Consider the following 18,600-nt stretch of genomic DNA (forward strand, 5'->3'; position numbering starts at 1 on the left):
GTATAAATACGTTAATTTCTACGTTTTTAGACCCCTTTCTTATACTTTACATGGATGAGCGTTATGTTTGAAAAAGTTGTCGCAGCCCCGGCTGACCCTATTCTTGGCTTAACTGAAGAGTTCAAAAAAGACCCTCGCGCAGAGAAAATTAACCTTGGCGTTGGGATCTACAAAAATGAAGCTGGTGAAACCCCAATTCTTGCTACAGTAAAAAAAGCAGAAGCGGCACTACTTGAGTCTGAGAAAACAAAATCTTACCTCACAATTGAAGGTACGGCTGAATACGGCCTTGCTGTGCAAAAACTGCTTTTTGGCGCTGAGTCTGACATTGTCACTCAAAAGTTAGCAAAAACAGCCCAAGCTCCAGGTGGTACAGGTGCATTGCGTGTGGCTGGCGAATTCATTAAACGTCAACTGGGTGATGTGAAAATTTGGATCAGTAATCCAACATGGGCTAACCACCATGGGGTGTTTAATGCCGCGGGTCTAGAAACAGCGCAATACTCTTACTACAACGCTGAAGCAAAAGATAAAGATTTCGCTGCTATGCTGGCTGATCTTGCTCAAGCTCAAACGGGAGATATCGTCTTACTACACGGCTGCTGTCATAACCCAACAGGCATCGATCCAACCGCTGAAGAGTGGGAAGCATTAGCTAAACTGGTTGCAGAGAAAGGACTACTGCCGCTGTTTGACTTCGCTTACCAAGGCTTTGCTAAAGGCGTAGAAGAAGATGCACAAGGCCTACGTACTTTTGCCAAATACAACAAAGAGATCTTGGTTGCGAGTTCATTCTCTAAAAACTTTGGCTTATACAATGAGCGTGTGGGCGCATTCACTATCGTCGCAGCATCAACAGAAACCGTGACCACTGCCTTTTCTCAAGTTAAAGCCATTATCCGCTCTATTTACTCAAACCCACCTGCGCATGGTGCTGCAGTGGTAACGCACATTCTAAATAATGCGGAATTGCGTACAGAATGGGAACAAGAAGTCGCTGAAATGCGTGTCCGTATTCAAGAAATGCGTGAACTATTTGTTGCTACGTTGAAAGCTGAAGGTGTAGAGGCAGATTTTAGTTTTATTGAACGCCAAAATGGCATGTTCTCTTTCTCTGGCCTAAGCAAAGACCAAGTAACTCGCCTGAAAGATGAGTTTGCTATTTATATTGTCGGCTCTGGTCGAATCAGCGTTGCTGGCATGACGAAATCTAACATGGGGCCATTATGTAAAGGCATCGCTGCTGTTTTATAACCACCCATAAAAATAGGAAATAGCCGGCTCAATGTCGGCTATTTTTCTTTACATCATTGATGAAACTTTCATCTTTAAATAACGAGCCTCCCCTCGCCCTGCAATTGCTTGTGAATTCATGTAACATGACGTTTTGAATCCTTAAGCTAAAAGGAAGCCACGATGGAAGCCGAATTAATAGAAATAAAAAACTTCCTTGCTCAATATCCCCCCTTCAATGAACTTCCTGAAGAGACCCTAGTCGATGTGACACAACACGTCGAAATATCCTACTTTCGTCAAGGCACTCCCATTATTCATTTTGGCGATCACATTCAAGATTTGTACTTAATTCGTAGTGGCGTCGTTGAAGTTTACCGTCGTAAAGGTGAGCTTTACAATCGCTTGACTGAAGGTGGGTTATTTGGACAGATGGGGCTATTAACCAATAACCGAGTTCGCTTTCCCGTTACTGCCATTGAAGATACATTGGTCTACTGCATTCCTGAGAATATCTTTCAAGACTTATATGATAACCATGATAGCTTCGCCGACTTTGTCGAAGTAGAAGATAATGCTCGCCTACGTCAGGCTATATCAAGCAAATCAGATCAAAATGATCTCACCACATCGAAAGTGAAAACCCTACTGACTCGTGAAGCACCATTCGTTTATAAAACGGAGACGATACAGAACGCGGCGATCAAGATGGCTGAGGAAAATATCTCCTCTTTATTGGTTATCGACCCAGATATTTTTGAAGACAACGAAGAAGATGCGAGCCCTGTAGTCGGTATTTTGACTGACCGTGATTTATGTACACGCGTATTGGCGGTTGGCGTTGATCCAAGTAAACAGGTCACAGACGTAATGACGGTGGAAGTCGTTTCGCTGGATCACAATGCCTACGTTTACGAGGCCATGCTAACCATGCTTCGCTATAACGTACATCATTTACCCATTTTAAAAGAAAAAAAACCGATAGGAATTATTGAAGCGACTGATATCGTCCGCTACGAATCACAAAACTCACTGCTGCTCGTCAGCCGAATATTCCAACAACAAAATGTAGAAGAGCTAGCAGCGCTGTCCAATCAAGTCAAAGACAGTTTTGTTCGATTAGTAAATGAGGATGCGAATTCTCACATGGTAGGAACAGCCATGTCGGTCATAGGACGTAGCTTTAAGCAGCGTATTATCGAATTAGCCGAAGAGAACATAGGATCGCCCCCTATTCCTTATTGCTTCCTCGCTTTAGGTTCAATGGGACGCGATGAACAATTAATCGTCACCGATCAAGATAATGCAATGATCTTAGATGATAGTTATGATGAGAAAAAGCATGGCGCATACTTCGAAGCACTGGCTAAGTTTGTCTGCGATAGCTTAGACCAATGTGGTTACAGTTATTGCACTGGTGACATTATGGCCAGTAATCCAATGTGGCGCATGACCCGTGCACAATGGGAAGAGTGCTTTGCCGATTGGATCGATGACCCCAACCCTAAAGCCTTACTTAATGCGTCAATTTTCTTTGATTTATGTGGTGTATATGGTCGAACCAAGTGGGCAGAACAACTCAATGGGTTTATTGTCCGTCGAGCAAGAAAAAATAACCGTTTTCTTGCCTGTTTAGCTCGTAATGCGCTTAATCGAACACCCCCATTAGGATTTTTTAAAGACTTTGTCATGGAAAAAGATGGGCGTCACAACAACACCATTAACTTAAAGCGCCGTGGTACAGCCCCGCTGGCTGACCTTATCCGAGTTCATGCTTTAGCCGTAGGCTCTCGTTCTACCAATTCTTTTGAGCGTTTAGATGACATTATCGATGCTGGCATTTTACCAAAAGGCCGAGCTCAAGATTTAAAAGATGCGATGGAGTTTGTCTCTATGGTTCGAATCCGTCACCAAGCCGTTGATGTAGAACAAGCGATTGAACCCGATAACAATATTGAACCTGAGAATTTGTCTGATTTTGAAAGACGTAACTTAAAAGATGCTTTCCAAATACTCAGTAATGCACAGAATTTTCTGAAGTACCGTTATCAAGCCAGTAATAAATTTAAGTGACCGCAATGATTAAACAACTGTTTCAGAAACCAAGTATTGACTGGACCAATAAATATGCCAATAAGCATGATTTGGCGAAGCACCCTCTACTGAAAGCATTTTACTCGAAGGCGTTAGTCATTGGTGATACCCCTTTAGATGAAATCGAGTTTGTTGCCCTTGATTTTGAAACCACAGGGTTAAATGCGAGCACTGATGACATTATCACTATCGGAGTCGTGCCTTTTACACTGAATCGAATATTCATTAATCGTGCCCAGCATTGGATTGTTAGACCTCGCCAAATATTAAAAGAGAATTCCGTTGTTATTCATGGAATCACTCATAATGATATTTTAGATGCTCCGGATCTTTCAGAGGTCATTGAACCCGTTCTTAATGCGCTAACTGGGCGTATTGTGGTGGTTCACTACCGTCACATTGAACGTCGTTTTCTCGATCAGGCGTTAAAGATACGAATTCAGGAAGGGATTGAGTTCCCTGTGATTGACACATTGCAACTTGAAACAGATATTCAGAAGCGGTTATACGGAGGGCTGATGAATAAATTGAAAGGTAAATCACCACAATCAGTCCGTTTAGGCCAATCACGGATCAGATATGGTTTACCAGCTTATACCCCGCATCATGCCCTAACAGATGCGATTGCAACCGCTGAATTATTTCAGGCCCAAATCGCGCACCATTTTAGTGCTAAGCAAAGCATAAAAGAATTTTGGTTATAATAACAATCGCAATCAATAATAAACTAAAAAAAGGAACCCGAAAGTTCCTTTTTTATATTTTAATCAATAGGTTATAATGCCCGTCAATTTAAATACTATAACTTAAAGCGGCGGATCTCATTTTCTAACTCATGAGATAATTCTGACAACTGAGCCGCTTGCTCTGCCGCGCTATGCGCTTCTAGAGCTAAGTCATTAGAGACATCACGAATCCCTTCAGTGTTACGTGTGATCTCAGAAGTTACAGACGCTTGCTCTTCTGCTGCCGAGGCAATCTGTGTCGCCATATCACTAATACGTTCAACTGACTCATGGATCTGCGTTAAGCTTGCCGAAGCCGCATTGGCATCATCGACACTGGTACCTGCAAGCATACGGCTGTCATCCATAATACCAACAGCTTTACCCGTGGTTGATTGTAGGGTTTCAATCATTTGCTGGATTTCTTTTGTCGATGCATGAGTACGTTGACTAAGTACGCGCACTTCGTCGGCAACGACTGCAAAGCCACGTCCCTGTTCACCTGCACGAGCTGCTTCAATCGCTGCATTCAAGGCGAGTAGGTTAGTTTGCTCTGCAATATTCTGAATCGTCGCCAAGATGGTATTAATGTGCTTACCATGTGCTTCAAGTTCTTGAATCACATCGGTAGCCACTTGTACCTCTTGCGCTAGGTTCTGAATTGAACCTTGTGTTTGAGACACTTGGTCAGAACCGTGCACACAGGCAGTTACGGCTTCTCCCGCATTCTGTGCAGTATGGTCAGCATTACCGGCAATTTCTTGAGTGGCTGCGGCCATTTCATTGATGGCAGTCGCCACCATATTAATTTCGTCTTGTTGCAAGCGAATGCGTGAACTACGCTCTTCTGCTTGTGAAGCGGTCTGCTTTGACTGTTCTGACAATGCAGCAGAAACTAGACTTAGCGTTGACACCATAGTATGCATATTACCAACAAAGGTATTGAAGTTATGGGCCAATTGCCCTACTTCATCATCACTTCGAGGTTCAAGACGCTGAGTCAAATCACCTTCACCAGAAGCTATTTCTTCCAATGCTTTTGATACACGGCCTAGGTCTCGGAATAGGAAACTCACTAACCATGACACAAGAACAATGACAACAATGGTAATCATGAACGCGGTAATAATCAGACCTTGAAGCAAAGAGGTATGAGCGGCTTCTTCGGTTGCACGATCCATTTCAATGGCAAAAATCCAATCTGTTTGTGGGACTTTCGCAAAATAAAACAGCTTGTCCTGACCTTTAATTGTGATCTCTTCAATTGTTGCGGATGACATGGCTTGCTCAATCATGTTCATCTGTAATGTTTTGGAAAGTGATGAGACAGGCTTCAGCAAATAGTTTTTATCGGGATGAGCGAGGAATGTCCCGTTCTGAGCATCGATTAACATCGCATAAGCATTTTTGCCTGCATCCAAACTGATCACATCATTAATCAGTTGGTCAATCAGGACATCAGCGCCAACAACACCGGCGAACTGACCATTTATACGTACAGGTTCAGCAATAGTCACCAATAACGCATTGGTGATAGCGTCTTGGTATGCAGTGGTAATAATTTGTTTGCCAGCCGAAGAGGCATCTTTATACCAAGGTCGCTGGCGAGGATCATAGTCAGCACGATTGCGCTCAGGATGAGAGCGGTACATGTCACCTTTTGGGGTGCCAAAGAAGATGTCATCAAAACCACCTGCTTTACGCGCTTGTTGTAAAAACGGAACAACGTCGTCTTGCGAGGTGTAATCGTTAAAGGCTGATGAGATATCCTTGCGAACGACGATCCAGTCAGAAATACCTTTCGCCGCAGCGGCTGAAAGGCTTGCTGCACGTGAATATACGCCATTTCTAGTTTGTTCAAATAGTTGGTCTGCAGATAGCCAAGTCAATGCGCTCGCCATAACGACGACGGCAGAAAGACTGGCACCTATCAGCTTTTGCTTAAGGGTCAATTTCATGAATTTTCAAAATTTTGGGAACAGAAAAGGTGCCAAATATTAACCACTTTCCTCAGTACATGCACGAACTAAATATAGTTTTTTATATCAAGATAACCAATTGCTTTTATTAATATTTTCAAAAAGACAATCCAGTGACAAGCGTCAATTTTTCAGCAACAAAAAGGGCGACATAACGTCGCCCTTTTTGTCATTTATTAATGCTATTTAATTTTTTCAGTCCGCATACCTAAAATCAAACTAACACACATTAACAGCAGCACAATGGTGAATGGTAATGCCGTCGATATGGCCGCAGCTTGCAGGGCTTGAATGGCATTCGAACCACCAATCCAAAGTAGTGCGACCGCAATCGCACCTTCCATCAGAGCCCAGAAAATGCGCTGTAATACTGGTGCGTCTATCTTACCGCCAGCAGTAATACTATCGATAACCAAAGAACCAGAGTCGGATGAGGTAATAAAGAACACCAAGACTAATACAACAGCAATGATCGATAACGCATTGCCATACGGTAGTGCATCAAACATTTGGAACATTGCTAGCGGCACTTCAGTTAAACCGTTTGCACCCAATTCACCAACATTATTAATAATTTGATCAATTGCCAGACCACCAAATACTGACATCCAAATTAACGTTACCGCTGTTGGTACCAACAATACCGCTGTCATGAATTCACGGATAGTACGACCTTTTGAAACACGCGCAATAAACATTCCGACAAATGGTGACCATGAAATCCACCAAGCCCAGTAAAAGACAGTCCAACCTTGGAACCATGCTTCATCAGTACGCCCATGAGGGTTACTTAATGGGATTATATTTTCAATATACGCCATGAGGGTTGTCGGAATTGAAGCAAAGGTGACCGCGTAGCCAATCAGCGCCACCAATAGCAGTAGCAAAAACGCGATGATCATATTGATGTTACTGATGACTTTCACACCACCATCAATACCCCGCACAACAGACACAACAGCTAACAAGGTAACAACGGTGATAACGGTAATTTGTAGCCCCATGCCTGCATCAATACCAAACACATGGTGAATACCACTAGCCGCTTGTTGCGCACCAAGACCAAGCGATGTCGCTAGACCAAACAAGGTTGCAAGTACCGCAAGAATATCTATTACGTGCCCAGCCCAACCCCAAGCGCGATCACCAAGCAAAGGATAGAAAATAGAACGAATGGATAGAGGCAAGCCTTTATTGTAAGCAAAGAAAGCTAATGATAACGCCACCACGCCATAAATGGCCCATGGATGAAGCCCCCAGTGATACATGGTAGCACCCAAGGCCAACTTTGCCGCTTCTGGTGTATTTGCCTCAACACCCAATGGCGTTTCGTACCACCCGGTAAAATAAGCCGCCGGTTCTGCAACACTCCAAAACATAAGGCCAATACCCATTCCCGCAGCAAACAGCATTGAAAGCCATGAAATAAATGAATAATCAGCCGCAGCATCTTGACCGCCCAAACGGATTTTACCAAATGGTGAGACGATCAAAGCTAAGCAAAACACGACAAAAATGTTGCCCGACCAGATAAACAACCAATCGAATGTGCCGATAATTTGCCACTTAACACCATCAAGCGCTGCCTTAGCCGTTTCCGGCTCAACCAACAGTGTTGCAATTAAAAACAATGCAATTAAGCCAGCACTCCACCCAAAAACAGGGTTATGTACATCAAAACCCCATTTTTGAACATTATCTTGTCCGACCGTATAGTCAGTACTATCGATACTGTATTTATCAATACCTTTTGTCATTTTCCCTCTCTAAAAAATGATTTTCAGTGGAACTCAATAACCATGAGAACGAAACAATTTCCATTTTAAAAATTAGAAATAACTTCGTGCACATAGCAATTTCATTTTTAATTTTATTGCCCATCCTACCACCCTCATCGACAAAATCCACACAATGGCCATTACTTAAACAAAATCAACTAAAAAACCAGACTGGACGGACAAAAATCGCACTAACACCTAGCTTACGCACTACAAAAATACTTTGAGCACTAATAATTTTACATCACAATTGATTTTTAGATTCTATTTTGCGTAATAAACCTTGCTCACAGTACTTTTAAAGCATGGGGAACTGCGGTATCGTCGCGACTTATTAATAACATTCATTTTTGGGTAGTGATTTTGGAAAAACACGAAGAAGTTTTAGTCTCAATCCGACAGATCATCCGTGCAATCGATCTGCATTCGAAAAAACTAAGTAAAGATGCTGGACTGACAGGTCCTCAGCTCATTTTGATGCGCTCAATTGAAGAGCTCGGTGAAGTGACCATTAGAACCTTGTCTAATCACACCAACATGAGCCAAGCAACAGCGACCACCATCTTGGATAGACTTGAGCGTAACGGTTACGTGCAAAGAATTCGCAGCAATACTGATAAACGTAAAGTGCATGCTCATCTCACTGAAGCCGGAAAAGCATTGCTAGCAAAAGCACCACAGCCATTACAAGAAAGCTTTGTTGATCAATTTAGACAGCTTGCAGAATGGGAACAGAGCCTGCTGCTTTCATCTGTGCAACGTTTATCTTCGATGATGAATGCCGAAAACATCGACGTTGCACCAATGCTTGAAATAGGTAGTATCACCAAAGAAGAATAGCAACCGCCCAGCGCCACCTGTTGGGGCGGTTATTCTAATATCCCTTTTTGCACTGCGTATTTTGCTAGCTCAGCGGTTGAGTGAATGTCCAATTTATGTTTGATATTCTGTCGGTGAGTTTCAACGGTCCGGTAGCTGATATTCAAGAGCGACGCTACTCTCTTGCTACTACAACCTTGTGCAACCAATTTTAATACAGCCTCCTCTCTACGACTTAGCGGATTTGGTTTTTGTTCAGCGGGTATCACTGGTTGAGTAAATAGTGTTTGAGTAACCGATTCGCAAAAATAGGTCGAGCCTTGATTAACCGTTTTAATTGCTTGCACCATTTTCTGAGCCGATATTTCTTTAAGCATGTACCCAACCGCACCAGCTTGCATTACTTTCATGATGTATTCACGGTTGTCATGCATCGTTAGCATAAGTACCTTGGCGGTTGGGACCTCTTCTTTAATAAGATGAGTCGCATCAATACCGTTCATGATAGGCATACTGACGTCCATGAGTATTACATCAGGCATAGTGGCTTTCACCACCTCAATAGCTTCAATGCCATTACTGGCTGTTGCAATGACCTCGATATCCGGCTCTAACTCTAAACGCGCCATGAAACCTTCTAGAACGACTTGGTGGTCATCAACAATCACCACTCTAATCGGTTTTTCCATACACTAATCCATCCAATTGTAATAACACGGTAATCTCCGTACCAAAACCAGTCTCACTACTTAGTTCAAACTCACCGCCAATAAACTCTACTCGTTCTCGCATATTGCGTAAGCCTATACCGCGTCTAACCTGAGTATCATTGAGATTAAAACCTACGCCGTCGTCTCGTATTAGTAATTGCAAAAAATTACCCATCTGCTGAAGAATCACCGTCACTTGCTGAGCATGAGCATGCTTTTCAATGTTGTTCAAAGACTCTTGTACAACCCTATACAGGGTTGTCGCCACTTCAGATTTCAATTTCCCTGGCTGAGTGTCAAATAATGTGTCAATTTTGATGGTTGAATGAGATTTATAATCGTCTAATAGCGTGGTCAGTGCTGCTTGTAAACCGATATCATCTAGCGCACTCGGACGTAGGTTGTGAGAGATTCGCCTAACCTCATGAATTGCCATCATCAGCGACTGCTGAGATTTGTCGATATGTGTAGCCAGCAGATCATCATTCAACTTATGCGCGAGCAGCTCTAAATGGCACTTGCTCGAAACCAGCAATTGGTTAATACCATCATGTAACTCCCGAGCTAAGTGCTTCTTCTCATCCTCTTGAAACATAACGGTTTTATGCGCCAACTCTTTGAGATTCCTGTCAGCCAGACGATGTTCATGTAAGTTAATCGCCAACGTTAACACTATGATAACGGCGACAGTCACAGCCAAAATGACTACGACAGAAAAGAAAGTCGTTTCGATGTTATTGTTAATCGCCGTCTGCATTGATGCAACTTCTGAGCTAATATCTTCGATATACAGCCCTGTACCAATCATCCACCCCCACTTATCAAGCCACGCGGCATAACTGAGTTTAGGTACCGTTTCACCTGTTGATGGTTTCTGCCAAAAATACTGATGAAATCCGCCACCAGACTCGGCTTGAAAAAGCAAAGCCTCAATCAGAAAATCACCTTCTTCGTCTTGGATATGCAGCAAATTTTGCCCAACCAATTCAGGAAGGATCGGGTGGACGAGGTTCGTTCCCTCACTGTCATAAGCAAAAAAATAGCCATCAGCCCCATACCTAAGCTGGGTGAGAATTGCTTTAACTTGCTGCTGAGCATCTTCTATAGCTAGAGAATCATCCGTATAAACGTGTCGAATGGCATCCATTGCTAAATCAACACTATCTTGCAATGCGGTTTCTCGGGCTTGAATGAGACTCGCGCGGAATATATCGACTTCACTTTGACCCAAATTTTTCGCTTGATGGATAGAGATCCAACCAGTACTGGCTGTCACAATGAGCAATGGCAGCAGAGTCAGCAATATCAGTTTGACCTTCAGAGGCATTCCCTTTCCTCATACAAAAACAGCTTACTGAACACCCAGTAAGCTGTTAGTACTTTAACAATTTGTGCTACAACTACGAAACTTAGTCTTCACAACCTCGAATCTGATCACATTCCATAGAAACTAGGGAAAACTAAAAGTGTAATCAATACAAAAATTTGAATACAAATGAAAGGCGTAACCCCACGATAAATATCTGCTGTCGTCACCCCTTTAGGTGCTACACCTTTAAGATAAAACAAGCTGAAACCAAAGGGTGGAGTTAAAAAAGAGGTCTGCAAATTCATCGCAATTAAAATAGCAAACCACGTCATATCAATACCCATTAACTCAGCAACGGGGGCAAGGATTGGCACGATAATAAAACAAATTTCGACGAAATCGATAAAGAAACCAAGTATCAGCACCACAACCATAGTCGCAATCAGAAAGCCCCATTTCTCACCAGGAAGCGCCAACATCCACTCTTCAACCAGCAAATCACCACCGGTATAGGTAAACGCCATCGAAAATGCCGTCGCACCAAGCAAAATAGCAAAAACCATCGCTGTAACTTTTACCGTTTCTCTTGCTGCTTGGTACACCATACTCCAGCTAAATTGACCATACAGTAGTGCTAACACAATCGAGCCTGCGCCACCAAGTGCTGCAGATTCTGTTGGCGTTGCAACGCCCGCGAAAATAGAACCTAACACCACGACAATCAAAGCCAAAGGTGGAACAACGGATTTTAGTGCTTTCAATACTTCCTGCCGGCGGCTGATACTATCATCTCGCTCCATTGCCTGAGCAGCTTCTGGGTGCAGTTTTGCGTAAATCAAAATATAGATAACGTACGCCGCTACTAATACAAAACCCGGCCACAATGCCGCTTGAAATAAATCCCCAACAGGAACACCAAGCACATCACCTAGTAAGATCAAAACTATCGAAGGTGGAATAATTTGACCAAGTGTGCCAGACGCGCAGATCGTGCCACAAGCCAAACCTTTGTCGTAATTGTATTTGAGCATCACCGGCAACGAGATTAAGCCCATTGCCACCACTGAAGCTCCAACTACCCCGGTGGAAGCCGCCAATAGCGCTCCAACCAAAACAGTTGAAATAGCAAGCCCTCCACGAACCCCGCCAAATAGTCGCCCCATTGACTCGAGTAATTGTTCAGCTAATTTGGTCTTTTGTAATACTAACCCCATAAAAACAAACAGAGGTACCGCCATTAATACCGTGTTTTCCATGATTGATTGAATGCGATATGGCATAAACGCAAACATCTCTATCCCTTCGGCCCACACTCCAAAAATAAGAGCGATTCCTCCAAAAGTAAAAGCAACAGGAAAGCCGAGCAATAGTGCAAAGAGCGCCACAAAAAACATTACGATTCCAATCATATACTATTCCTTTTATTTAGAATCGTTTGCGCTGAGATGCATCAAACGTGGATTAAAGATTTTATTGAGAGAATGCAGCATTAAGCCAACGCCGCTGACTGCCATGAAAAAAAATGAGAGTGGTATCATTGCTTTGATCACCCAGCGATACGGCAAGCCACCTGGGTCACCAGATGTTTCCCCAAGTTGATAGCTCTCTTTGGCAAAATCGATACCAAACCAAGCCACCAATAAACAGAATGGGAAAAGAAATAACAAGGTTCCTAATAAATCGATAACAGCCTGAGCTTTATGAGAAAGTCGCTCGTAAAAAATATCAACCCGAACATGGCCACCCGCTTTGATCGCATAAGGTACGCCAAGTAAGAATACAGCGGAAAATAGATGCCATTCCATTTCTTGGAAGGCAATTGACACATCGTTAAACGCATAACGCATCACAACGTCATATACAATATTGGTCAACAACAGTAGGAACAACACACTCGACAACCAACCGAGGAAATCACCCACTCGGTTAAACAGTCTTTCGATATAAATCAGACTTCTCATTCCTGACTCCGTGGATTTGATGTGCTCCGCTTAACCATCAGGCTAGCGGAGCTTATTTATTTTAGGTTTTCTTAGGCTTCTCAGCCGCCAAGTTACTAAAACCTAGCGGCTAAATTTTTATTGTTGAGCTTGGTCATTCAAATAAGCATTGAGTGAAATATCCGTCCACGCTCGTGATTGTTTTAAATACGAAGCTTGAGATTGTTGGATTTTCTTAGCGAGCTCATCTTCAGCAGCATGTTTAGCAAGTAAACGATCGTTTGCTTCTTTCATCGCTTTCAATACTGCTGGTGGGAAATTTTTGACCTGAACATCTGGGTATTCGCTCTTAATAGAAACCCAGTTCTTACCATTTTCATGAACAGCTTGCACATACATGTCGTACGCTGCGGTGCGCATAGCAACACGCAAAATCTCGCGCAGGTCGTCGGGGAGTTTTTCCCACACTTTCTTGTTCACAAGAAACTGCAATTCTGATCCTGGCTCATGCCAACCGGTATAGTAATAAGGTGCAATTTTGTGGAAACCCATGCGCAAGTCTAATGATGGACCAACCCATTCCAAAGCATCAATCGTTCGACGTTCTAATGATGTATACAATTCACCCGGTGCAATATTGGTTGGTTTCGCACCTAGCTCAGCCATTATTTCTCCAGCAAAACCAGGGATACGCATTTTCAAACCTTGTAGGTCTTCCACGCTATTGATCTCTTTTTGAAACCACCCTCCCATTTGCACATCGGTATTACCACCAGGGAATGAAAGCAGGTTATGTGGTGAATAGACTTGCTCCATGAGCTCCATGCCACCACCATGGTAGAACCATGCATACTGTTCAGCAGGGACCATGCCAAAAGGCATAGAAGTAAAGTAAAGAGTGTTAGGTACTTTGCCTTTCCAGTAGTAAGAGCCTGAATGCCCCATGTCGTACTGACCCGATTTCACCATATCAAATACGCCTAGCGGCGCTTTATGTTTATTGGCAGAGTCGATACGAATTTGTAAGCGACCGTTTGACATTTTTTCTGCCATCGCAGCCATGTTTTTTGTCGCATCACCGAAAATTGGGAAATTTGGCCCCCACGTTTCAGCAAGTTTTAGACGGTAGATTTTTTCGTCAGCGAGTGTGCTGGTGGATAACACCGCCATACATGCTGTCACAACGACCATTGTCGTTTTGATTACACGTTTTACAGATTGGTTAATGAGGCTCATTGTCACGTCCTTGGTTATTGTTTTTAGTACACTGAAGCACTTTGTTACCCGATAACCTTGCGTTAACTTTTAAGCAAAAAAAATAGGCGCATGCACGCATGCCATAAGAAAATATACGTTTACCTACAACCAAAGCATTACGTATAAATACGTAGCCGTATAGATACTAATTATTTAACGTATTGTTTTTAAATTGGATGAAATTTTGTTTACTGAAAACTCATGAGGAAAGCACGTACGTAATTATTAATAACAAAACTAACGTTTTGTTTTCAAAATTGTGATCAAATAGAGGTATAAGAGAGTAAGGAGATGATTGATAAACGAAAAAGCCTCGGAAAACCGAGGCCAAACCAAATCAGAGCGAAAAGAAATTTAAATCGCTTTGTAGATAACTTTGTTACCTGCCAGTTGCTCTTTAGCGACTAGGTTTTCTTCAAGCAGTTTCTTTAATGCACCGGTTGCCCAAGAAGCTGCTTTTGTATCCTCTTGGCCTGCCACAAGGCCGATAGACTTAGGATTAATGCCTTCAGCATTGCTAGCTACGATGTCTAGCACTTGTTGCTGCTTTGGAGTTAACGCTACATCAACTGCTTTCTTTGCCGCTGGCTTAGCCGCAGTTTGAACAATTGGTTGGGCGGTTACAGGCTTTGCTGTTTTAGGCGCTGCTAGTTTTGCAACAGTCGCTTTAATGCGTTTTTGCAGCTTTGCCTGCACGTTACGCTTATGAGCAAGTCTCATCGAGTATTTCTCCATTTCACTGCATTCATCGCAGTGGTCAAAATTTGAAGCGCGTTTTATACCAAAATTCTGCTGTGATTTGTAGGGTATTGCACAGATTGAACAGCAAAAACGCGCCATAAACCGACAAGTGACTACTATTTAAACAATTAGAGACAACAGGAGTTTAGTTAAGATCGCTACCGCAACAAACACGTAAAAAGGTAGATAAATCGACAAACATTACGAGGTCATCAGCAAATACATGCAAACGCTTCATCTCACCAACACTCAGTTTCACCTGCAATCACCCTACGTCAAATGGTGTAACTATATCTGCGTTATTATTGCCATTTTCTTGTTGGTATACGCTCCCAGTCTGACACACGCTCTATTATTCATCATATTGCTAATCAGCCTTGTTGCTATGGTTTATTTTTTGATTTTAAAAGGAAAAGTGAGCTACACCCTTACTCCTACACATTTTCAACAACACTTATTTAAAGGTGGCTGGGTAGTAAAATGGCACAATGTTCAGCATATTGGAATTTGTAGCTATGACAACCAAGGTTGGCATCAGTCACTACCGTGGATAGGTATTAAGTTAAAAGATTATGAGCCCTACCTCGATAGTATTTGCCCAAGGATTGCGAGCGAGATTTTACTCAGTCAAAGGTCCCTACTCTACTTAGGTGCAAAGCAAAAAGGACAGGAAACTCGCTTTGAAGAGATGGTACTTGATTCAGCCATATTTACCGCAAGTGGTGGTAAAAGTTATCAAGGATTATTGGCTATGCTCGCTAATCGCATGCGTTATCAGCGACAATATTTTGATTATGATATTTTTATTTCAGTATAAGATCTTGAGCGAGATGCAGAAAGCTTTGTGGGATTAGCTCGGCGTTACCTTGCAGCAGCCGAGCCAGAGTAGACGTCAAAACAATTAGGCCATGTGATAGCTAGCCACGTTAATATAAAGGCATCTCATCAGCGACAAACGGATTACTTGCTCGCTCTCGGCCGAATGTCGAGTGTGGACCGTGACCAGGCACAAAAGTGACATCATTGCCTAAAGGCCATAATTTCGTCTTAATAGAGTCGATAAGGGTATTAAAATCACCTTGTGGAAAATCAGTACGGCCAATACTGCCGTTAAATAGCACATCGCCGACAAAAGCTAACTTAGCTTCTTGGCTAAACAAAACCACATGGCCAGGAGTATGGCCTGGTGTATGTAATACTTGCAGAACTTGGTGACCAAATTTAACTTCATCGCCATCAGCTAACCATTGGTGGGGCTCAAACGCCTCAGTCAAAGGAAAACCAAACATCTGGCTTTGCCCTTCTAGTCCTTGCAACCAAAAATTATCAGCTTTATGCGGGCCAATAATTTCAATGCCGCCTAACTCTGCCGCCAGTGGTTCGGTACCACCAACATGATCTAAATGACCATGCGTCAATACCAAGTTCACCACTTTCACGCCCAGTTCTTTAATTAACATCGCGAGCTGTTTTACATCACCACCGGGATCAACCACTACACCTTCCATCGTTTCATCACACCAAACAATGGAGCAGTTTTGAGAAAATGACGTGACAGGAACCACTTGATACTTTAATGACATAGGAAAACCTTATTCGAATCCGAAATTGCTCGAACTATGACATTGAGATTGTAATTTGACAAGTCACTGACAAGCCTTCACGACCAGTGACGCACGGGGCCTGTGTCGATATGAACAAAGTCACTGCTTGGATAATAGCCAACACCACCAGCTCCAAGCTCAATAGCCGCTTCACGAACTTGACTAAGTTGAACACCATCTAAACGAAAATCGATAGCCTGACCCAGCATATGATAACTTTTCTTCGCCACACCAGAAGAGTTGCCACGCAGCATCTCATTGGTTGCAGGAGAACGATAACCCGAAATGATCTGCACTTCAGTTTGCGTTCCGATTAAGTTTTGAATTTGGGAGATTTGATCAAACAGATTCTTGTCCATCGGGTGAACTTCGTTACGACGGAAATCACGGCAAATGTGGTTCAGTCGTTGCAGTTCAGAATGGACATATTTCACGCCGTTAAAGTAACACGTTTCAAGCGTTTCACCTGTGTGTAAATTATTCATCGCCAAAACACGCGAAGCATCTGGATAAGAAGCCAATACCATTTTCGGTGCACAAGCTGTAATCACTAATCCACTACCGGCTAATTTTATAAAATCTCGGCGAGAAACCATCACCACATTTACCTTCACAATAGGTTTTATTATCAACGGGCTCGAACACTACCGAACTCTATTGTGAAGATCAAATGCATAAACTGTGCTAGAAACGAACAAACCTAACACAAAAACTGCTTAGTTATTGAACAAAAAAGAAAACCTGCCTAAGTCATTTTTTGGTAAATTTCCTCACTACTATTCAAACGTTAGAACCCGGTGGCAATTAATGGTCTACTCAGCCATTACGGTAACTGAAAGTATCATAATGGTAAATGTCATCACGGTAGTGTAGCTCACCACCTTCATACCACACCGTTTGATAGATAATATGGACGGGAATACGTTTTTTAAGTGGAATCGCCGCATTAGTTAACCCGTCTTTATCCACTAACTGCTTTTCACTGATACCTTGTGTTTCCAAAAGCATCGATGCAAACTTATCTGCATTTTGCACCCTTACGCAGCCAGAACTGAACGCCCTCGAAGGGTTATTAAACAAAGACTTACTCGGTGTGTCATGCAAATAGATGGCACGCCGATTCGGTGTATTGAATTTATACAGACCCAAAGCATTACTTTGCCCCGCTTGCTGCCGCATACGGTAAGGGAAAGCTACTGGGTTAACTGTCGCCCAATTGATACTATTTGGATCAATCAGTTCCTCGGAACGCCAACTACTGACAATATCTATATTATGGCGAGCTAGATAACTACTGTCCTTTTTGACCATCGGCAAAATATCTTCAACCATGATCTTATAGGGCACGTTCCAAGTTGGATTCAAAATCAATGAGTCCAGTTTAGTGATCATTAAAGGAGTCTTACGCGAAGAACGCCCTACCACCACCTTTGATTGGAAGACTTCTTGGCCCAAATGCCAATAACGCATATCAAAACTAGGAACATTGACAACGATCAGTGTGTCATTCGCTTCTGGCCACAGACGCATCCGCTCAGCATTGAGGGCAAGCATCGATAGACGATCAGACAGAGAGAAATTAAGCCATTTTATCGTTTCAGGGCCAATAATACCGTCAGCTTGCAAACCATGCATGGTCTGAAATTCTTTAACTGGCTTAACTAAACCATTGTCATACCAAGTGACATTGTCACGGACAGAGGTCACATCAATATTGACCAGCGACAAACGCTCAATGAGTGCGAATCGGTGTGATAACTTATCACCCAGTTTTTTTAACCCTCGCTGCTGGTATAAAGAAACCTCGGCCTTTTCCGTACTCAGCAGGAAATCATAAGCATGCAGCAATTGGTCATAAGTTGGGTTTTTGGGCGTATAGAGATTGAGTAGATCAATGATACCTTGCACTTCAACCGCCACATGCAAAGCAAATAATGCATCTTGACTGGGCGGTGCTAATAGTTGATTAAGCTTCGATTCAAAGAACCATGCCATTCCAATTTTAGGTGCCTGCTCTGCGTAACTCAGATACAGAAGCAGAGTATCGGTCGCAAGCAGATCATATTCAAACATCGAATTACGCTCACGATAAGCCTGCATTTGATTTAATTGACGGATAAACAGCGGGCTAAAGCCCGCACGTCGGATCACATCAAGTTGATATTCGAATTGATTAATGACCTGATTATCAAACCAAATTAACTGATCGTTATTCTCTTGATAGACGCGTTCTAACAAATGTGGATATTGAATCAATGATTCAAGTTCGCTGCCCGGTTTTATCCAACCTAATTGCTCAAACCTTTCCATAGCAGAAAGCGAAAAGCTGCTAACTATTAATAATAACGCCAATGCGGTGCCTTTTATCATACTGAAACATCCAACTCATCCTGCATTGAATTTAGTATGGC

Annotated in this window: 15 protein-coding genes and 1 pseudogene; 5 read left to right on the forward strand and 11 right to left on the reverse strand. The window is 42.7% G+C overall.

All coding sequences use genetic code 11. The features are described 5' to 3' along the window. The first annotated feature begins 54 nt into the window (after positions 1-54). The 3 genes from EYW48_RS09475 to EYW48_RS09485 all read left to right on the forward strand — a co-directional run bounded on the left by EYW48_RS09475 (position 55) and on the right by EYW48_RS09485 (position 4,031). Positions 55-1,254: an amino acid aminotransferase gene (locus EYW48_RS09475; protein ID WP_080996498.1), complete on the forward strand. Its 1,200-nt coding sequence runs from the start codon at positions 55-57 to the stop codon at positions 1,252-1,254. Between the two features lie 162 nt (positions 1,255-1,416). Beyond that, complete coding sequence (locus tag EYW48_RS09480) at positions 1,417-3,306, forward strand: putative nucleotidyltransferase substrate binding domain-containing protein (RefSeq protein WP_171980285.1); 1,890 nt, start codon at positions 1,417-1,419, stop codon at positions 3,304-3,306. Positions 3,307-3,314: 8 nt separating this feature from the next. Further along, positions 3,315-4,031: a 3'-5' exonuclease gene (locus tag EYW48_RS09485; RefSeq protein WP_277432329.1), complete on the forward strand. Its 717-nt coding sequence runs from the start codon at positions 3,315-3,317 to the stop codon at positions 4,029-4,031. Between the two features lie 95 nt (positions 4,032-4,126). Here EYW48_RS09485 and EYW48_RS09490 read toward each other — a convergent pair whose 3' ends face one another. Beyond that, positions 4,127-6,010, reverse strand: coding sequence for a methyl-accepting chemotaxis protein (locus EYW48_RS09490; RefSeq protein ID WP_053312311.1), 1,884 nt, complete (start codon positions 6,008-6,010; stop codon positions 4,127-4,129). A gap of 203 nt (positions 6,011-6,213) precedes the next feature. Beyond that, positions 6,214-7,788 (reverse strand): BCCT family transporter, encoded by a 1,575-nt coding sequence (locus tag EYW48_RS09495; protein WP_168522033.1) that lies wholly within the window; start codon positions 7,786-7,788, stop codon positions 6,214-6,216. Between the two features lie 384 nt (positions 7,789-8,172). On the opposite strand from EYW48_RS09495, the gene EYW48_RS09500 reads away from it, so the two are divergent. Continuing rightward, a complete protein-coding gene (locus tag EYW48_RS09500; RefSeq protein ID WP_053312313.1) occupies positions 8,173-8,649 on the forward strand; it encodes a MarR family transcriptional regulator in 477 nt (158 codons plus the stop codon). 29 nt (positions 8,650-8,678) lie between these two features. On the opposite strand, the gene EYW48_RS09505 is transcribed toward EYW48_RS09500, so the two are convergent. From EYW48_RS09505 to EYW48_RS09530, 6 genes are all read right to left on the reverse strand, one after another. Beyond that, entirely contained in the window at positions 8,679-9,317 is a 639-nt protein-coding gene (locus tag EYW48_RS09505) for a response regulator transcription factor (protein WP_053312314.1), read from the reverse strand. Then, the gene (locus EYW48_RS09510) at positions 9,301-10,665 is read right to left on the reverse strand and encodes a cache domain-containing protein (RefSeq protein ID WP_053312315.1); all 1,365 of its coding nucleotides are present in this window, start codon (positions 10,663-10,665) and stop codon (positions 9,301-9,303) included. The genes EYW48_RS09505 and EYW48_RS09510 overlap by 17 nt, the downstream gene beginning before the upstream one ends. Positions 10,666-10,772: 107 nt before the next feature. Beyond that, entirely contained in the window at positions 10,773-12,056 is a 1,284-nt protein-coding gene (locus tag EYW48_RS09515; RefSeq protein ID WP_053312316.1) for a TRAP transporter large permease subunit, read from the reverse strand. A 12-nt stretch (positions 12,057-12,068) separates the two neighbouring features. Beyond that, the gene (locus EYW48_RS09520) at positions 12,069-12,608 is read right to left on the reverse strand and encodes a TRAP transporter small permease subunit (RefSeq protein ID WP_053312317.1); all 540 of its coding nucleotides are present in this window, start codon (positions 12,606-12,608) and stop codon (positions 12,069-12,071) included. A 117-nt stretch (positions 12,609-12,725) separates the two neighbouring features. Next, positions 12,726-13,823: a TRAP transporter substrate-binding protein gene (locus EYW48_RS09525; protein WP_168522027.1), complete on the reverse strand. Its 1,098-nt coding sequence runs from the start codon at positions 13,821-13,823 to the stop codon at positions 12,726-12,728. Between the two features lie 375 nt (positions 13,824-14,198). Continuing rightward, positions 14,199-14,564: a hypothetical protein gene (locus EYW48_RS09530; protein WP_053312319.1), complete on the reverse strand. Its 366-nt coding sequence runs from the start codon at positions 14,562-14,564 to the stop codon at positions 14,199-14,201. A gap of 244 nt (positions 14,565-14,808) precedes the next feature. Between EYW48_RS09530 and EYW48_RS09535 the strand changes: the two are divergent. Then, positions 14,809-15,474, forward strand: a pseudogene (locus EYW48_RS09535) (DUF2982 domain-containing protein). Between the two features lie 37 nt (positions 15,475-15,511). Here EYW48_RS09535 and EYW48_RS09540 read toward each other — a convergent pair. The 3 genes from EYW48_RS09540 to EYW48_RS09550 form a co-directional block, all read right to left on the reverse strand. Continuing rightward, positions 15,512-16,168 (reverse strand): MBL fold metallo-hydrolase, encoded by a 657-nt coding sequence (locus tag EYW48_RS09540; protein WP_277432316.1) that lies wholly within the window; start codon positions 16,166-16,168, stop codon positions 15,512-15,514. A gap of 77 nt (positions 16,169-16,245) precedes the next feature. Next, positions 16,246-16,788, reverse strand: coding sequence for a DUF882 domain-containing protein (locus EYW48_RS09545; protein ID WP_172533166.1), 543 nt, complete (start codon positions 16,786-16,788; stop codon positions 16,246-16,248). 217 nt (positions 16,789-17,005) lie between these two features. After that, complete coding sequence (locus EYW48_RS09550; RefSeq protein WP_277432317.1) at positions 17,006-18,559, reverse strand: L,D-transpeptidase family protein; 1,554 nt, start codon at positions 18,557-18,559, stop codon at positions 17,006-17,008. Between the last annotated feature and the right edge of the window lie 41 nt (positions 18,560-18,600).

Origin of the sequence: Vibrio sp. 1180_3 (assembly GCF_029478545.1) — a bacterium.
Lineage (GTDB): Bacteria > Pseudomonadota > Gammaproteobacteria > Enterobacterales > Vibrionaceae > Vibrio > Vibrio aestuarianus.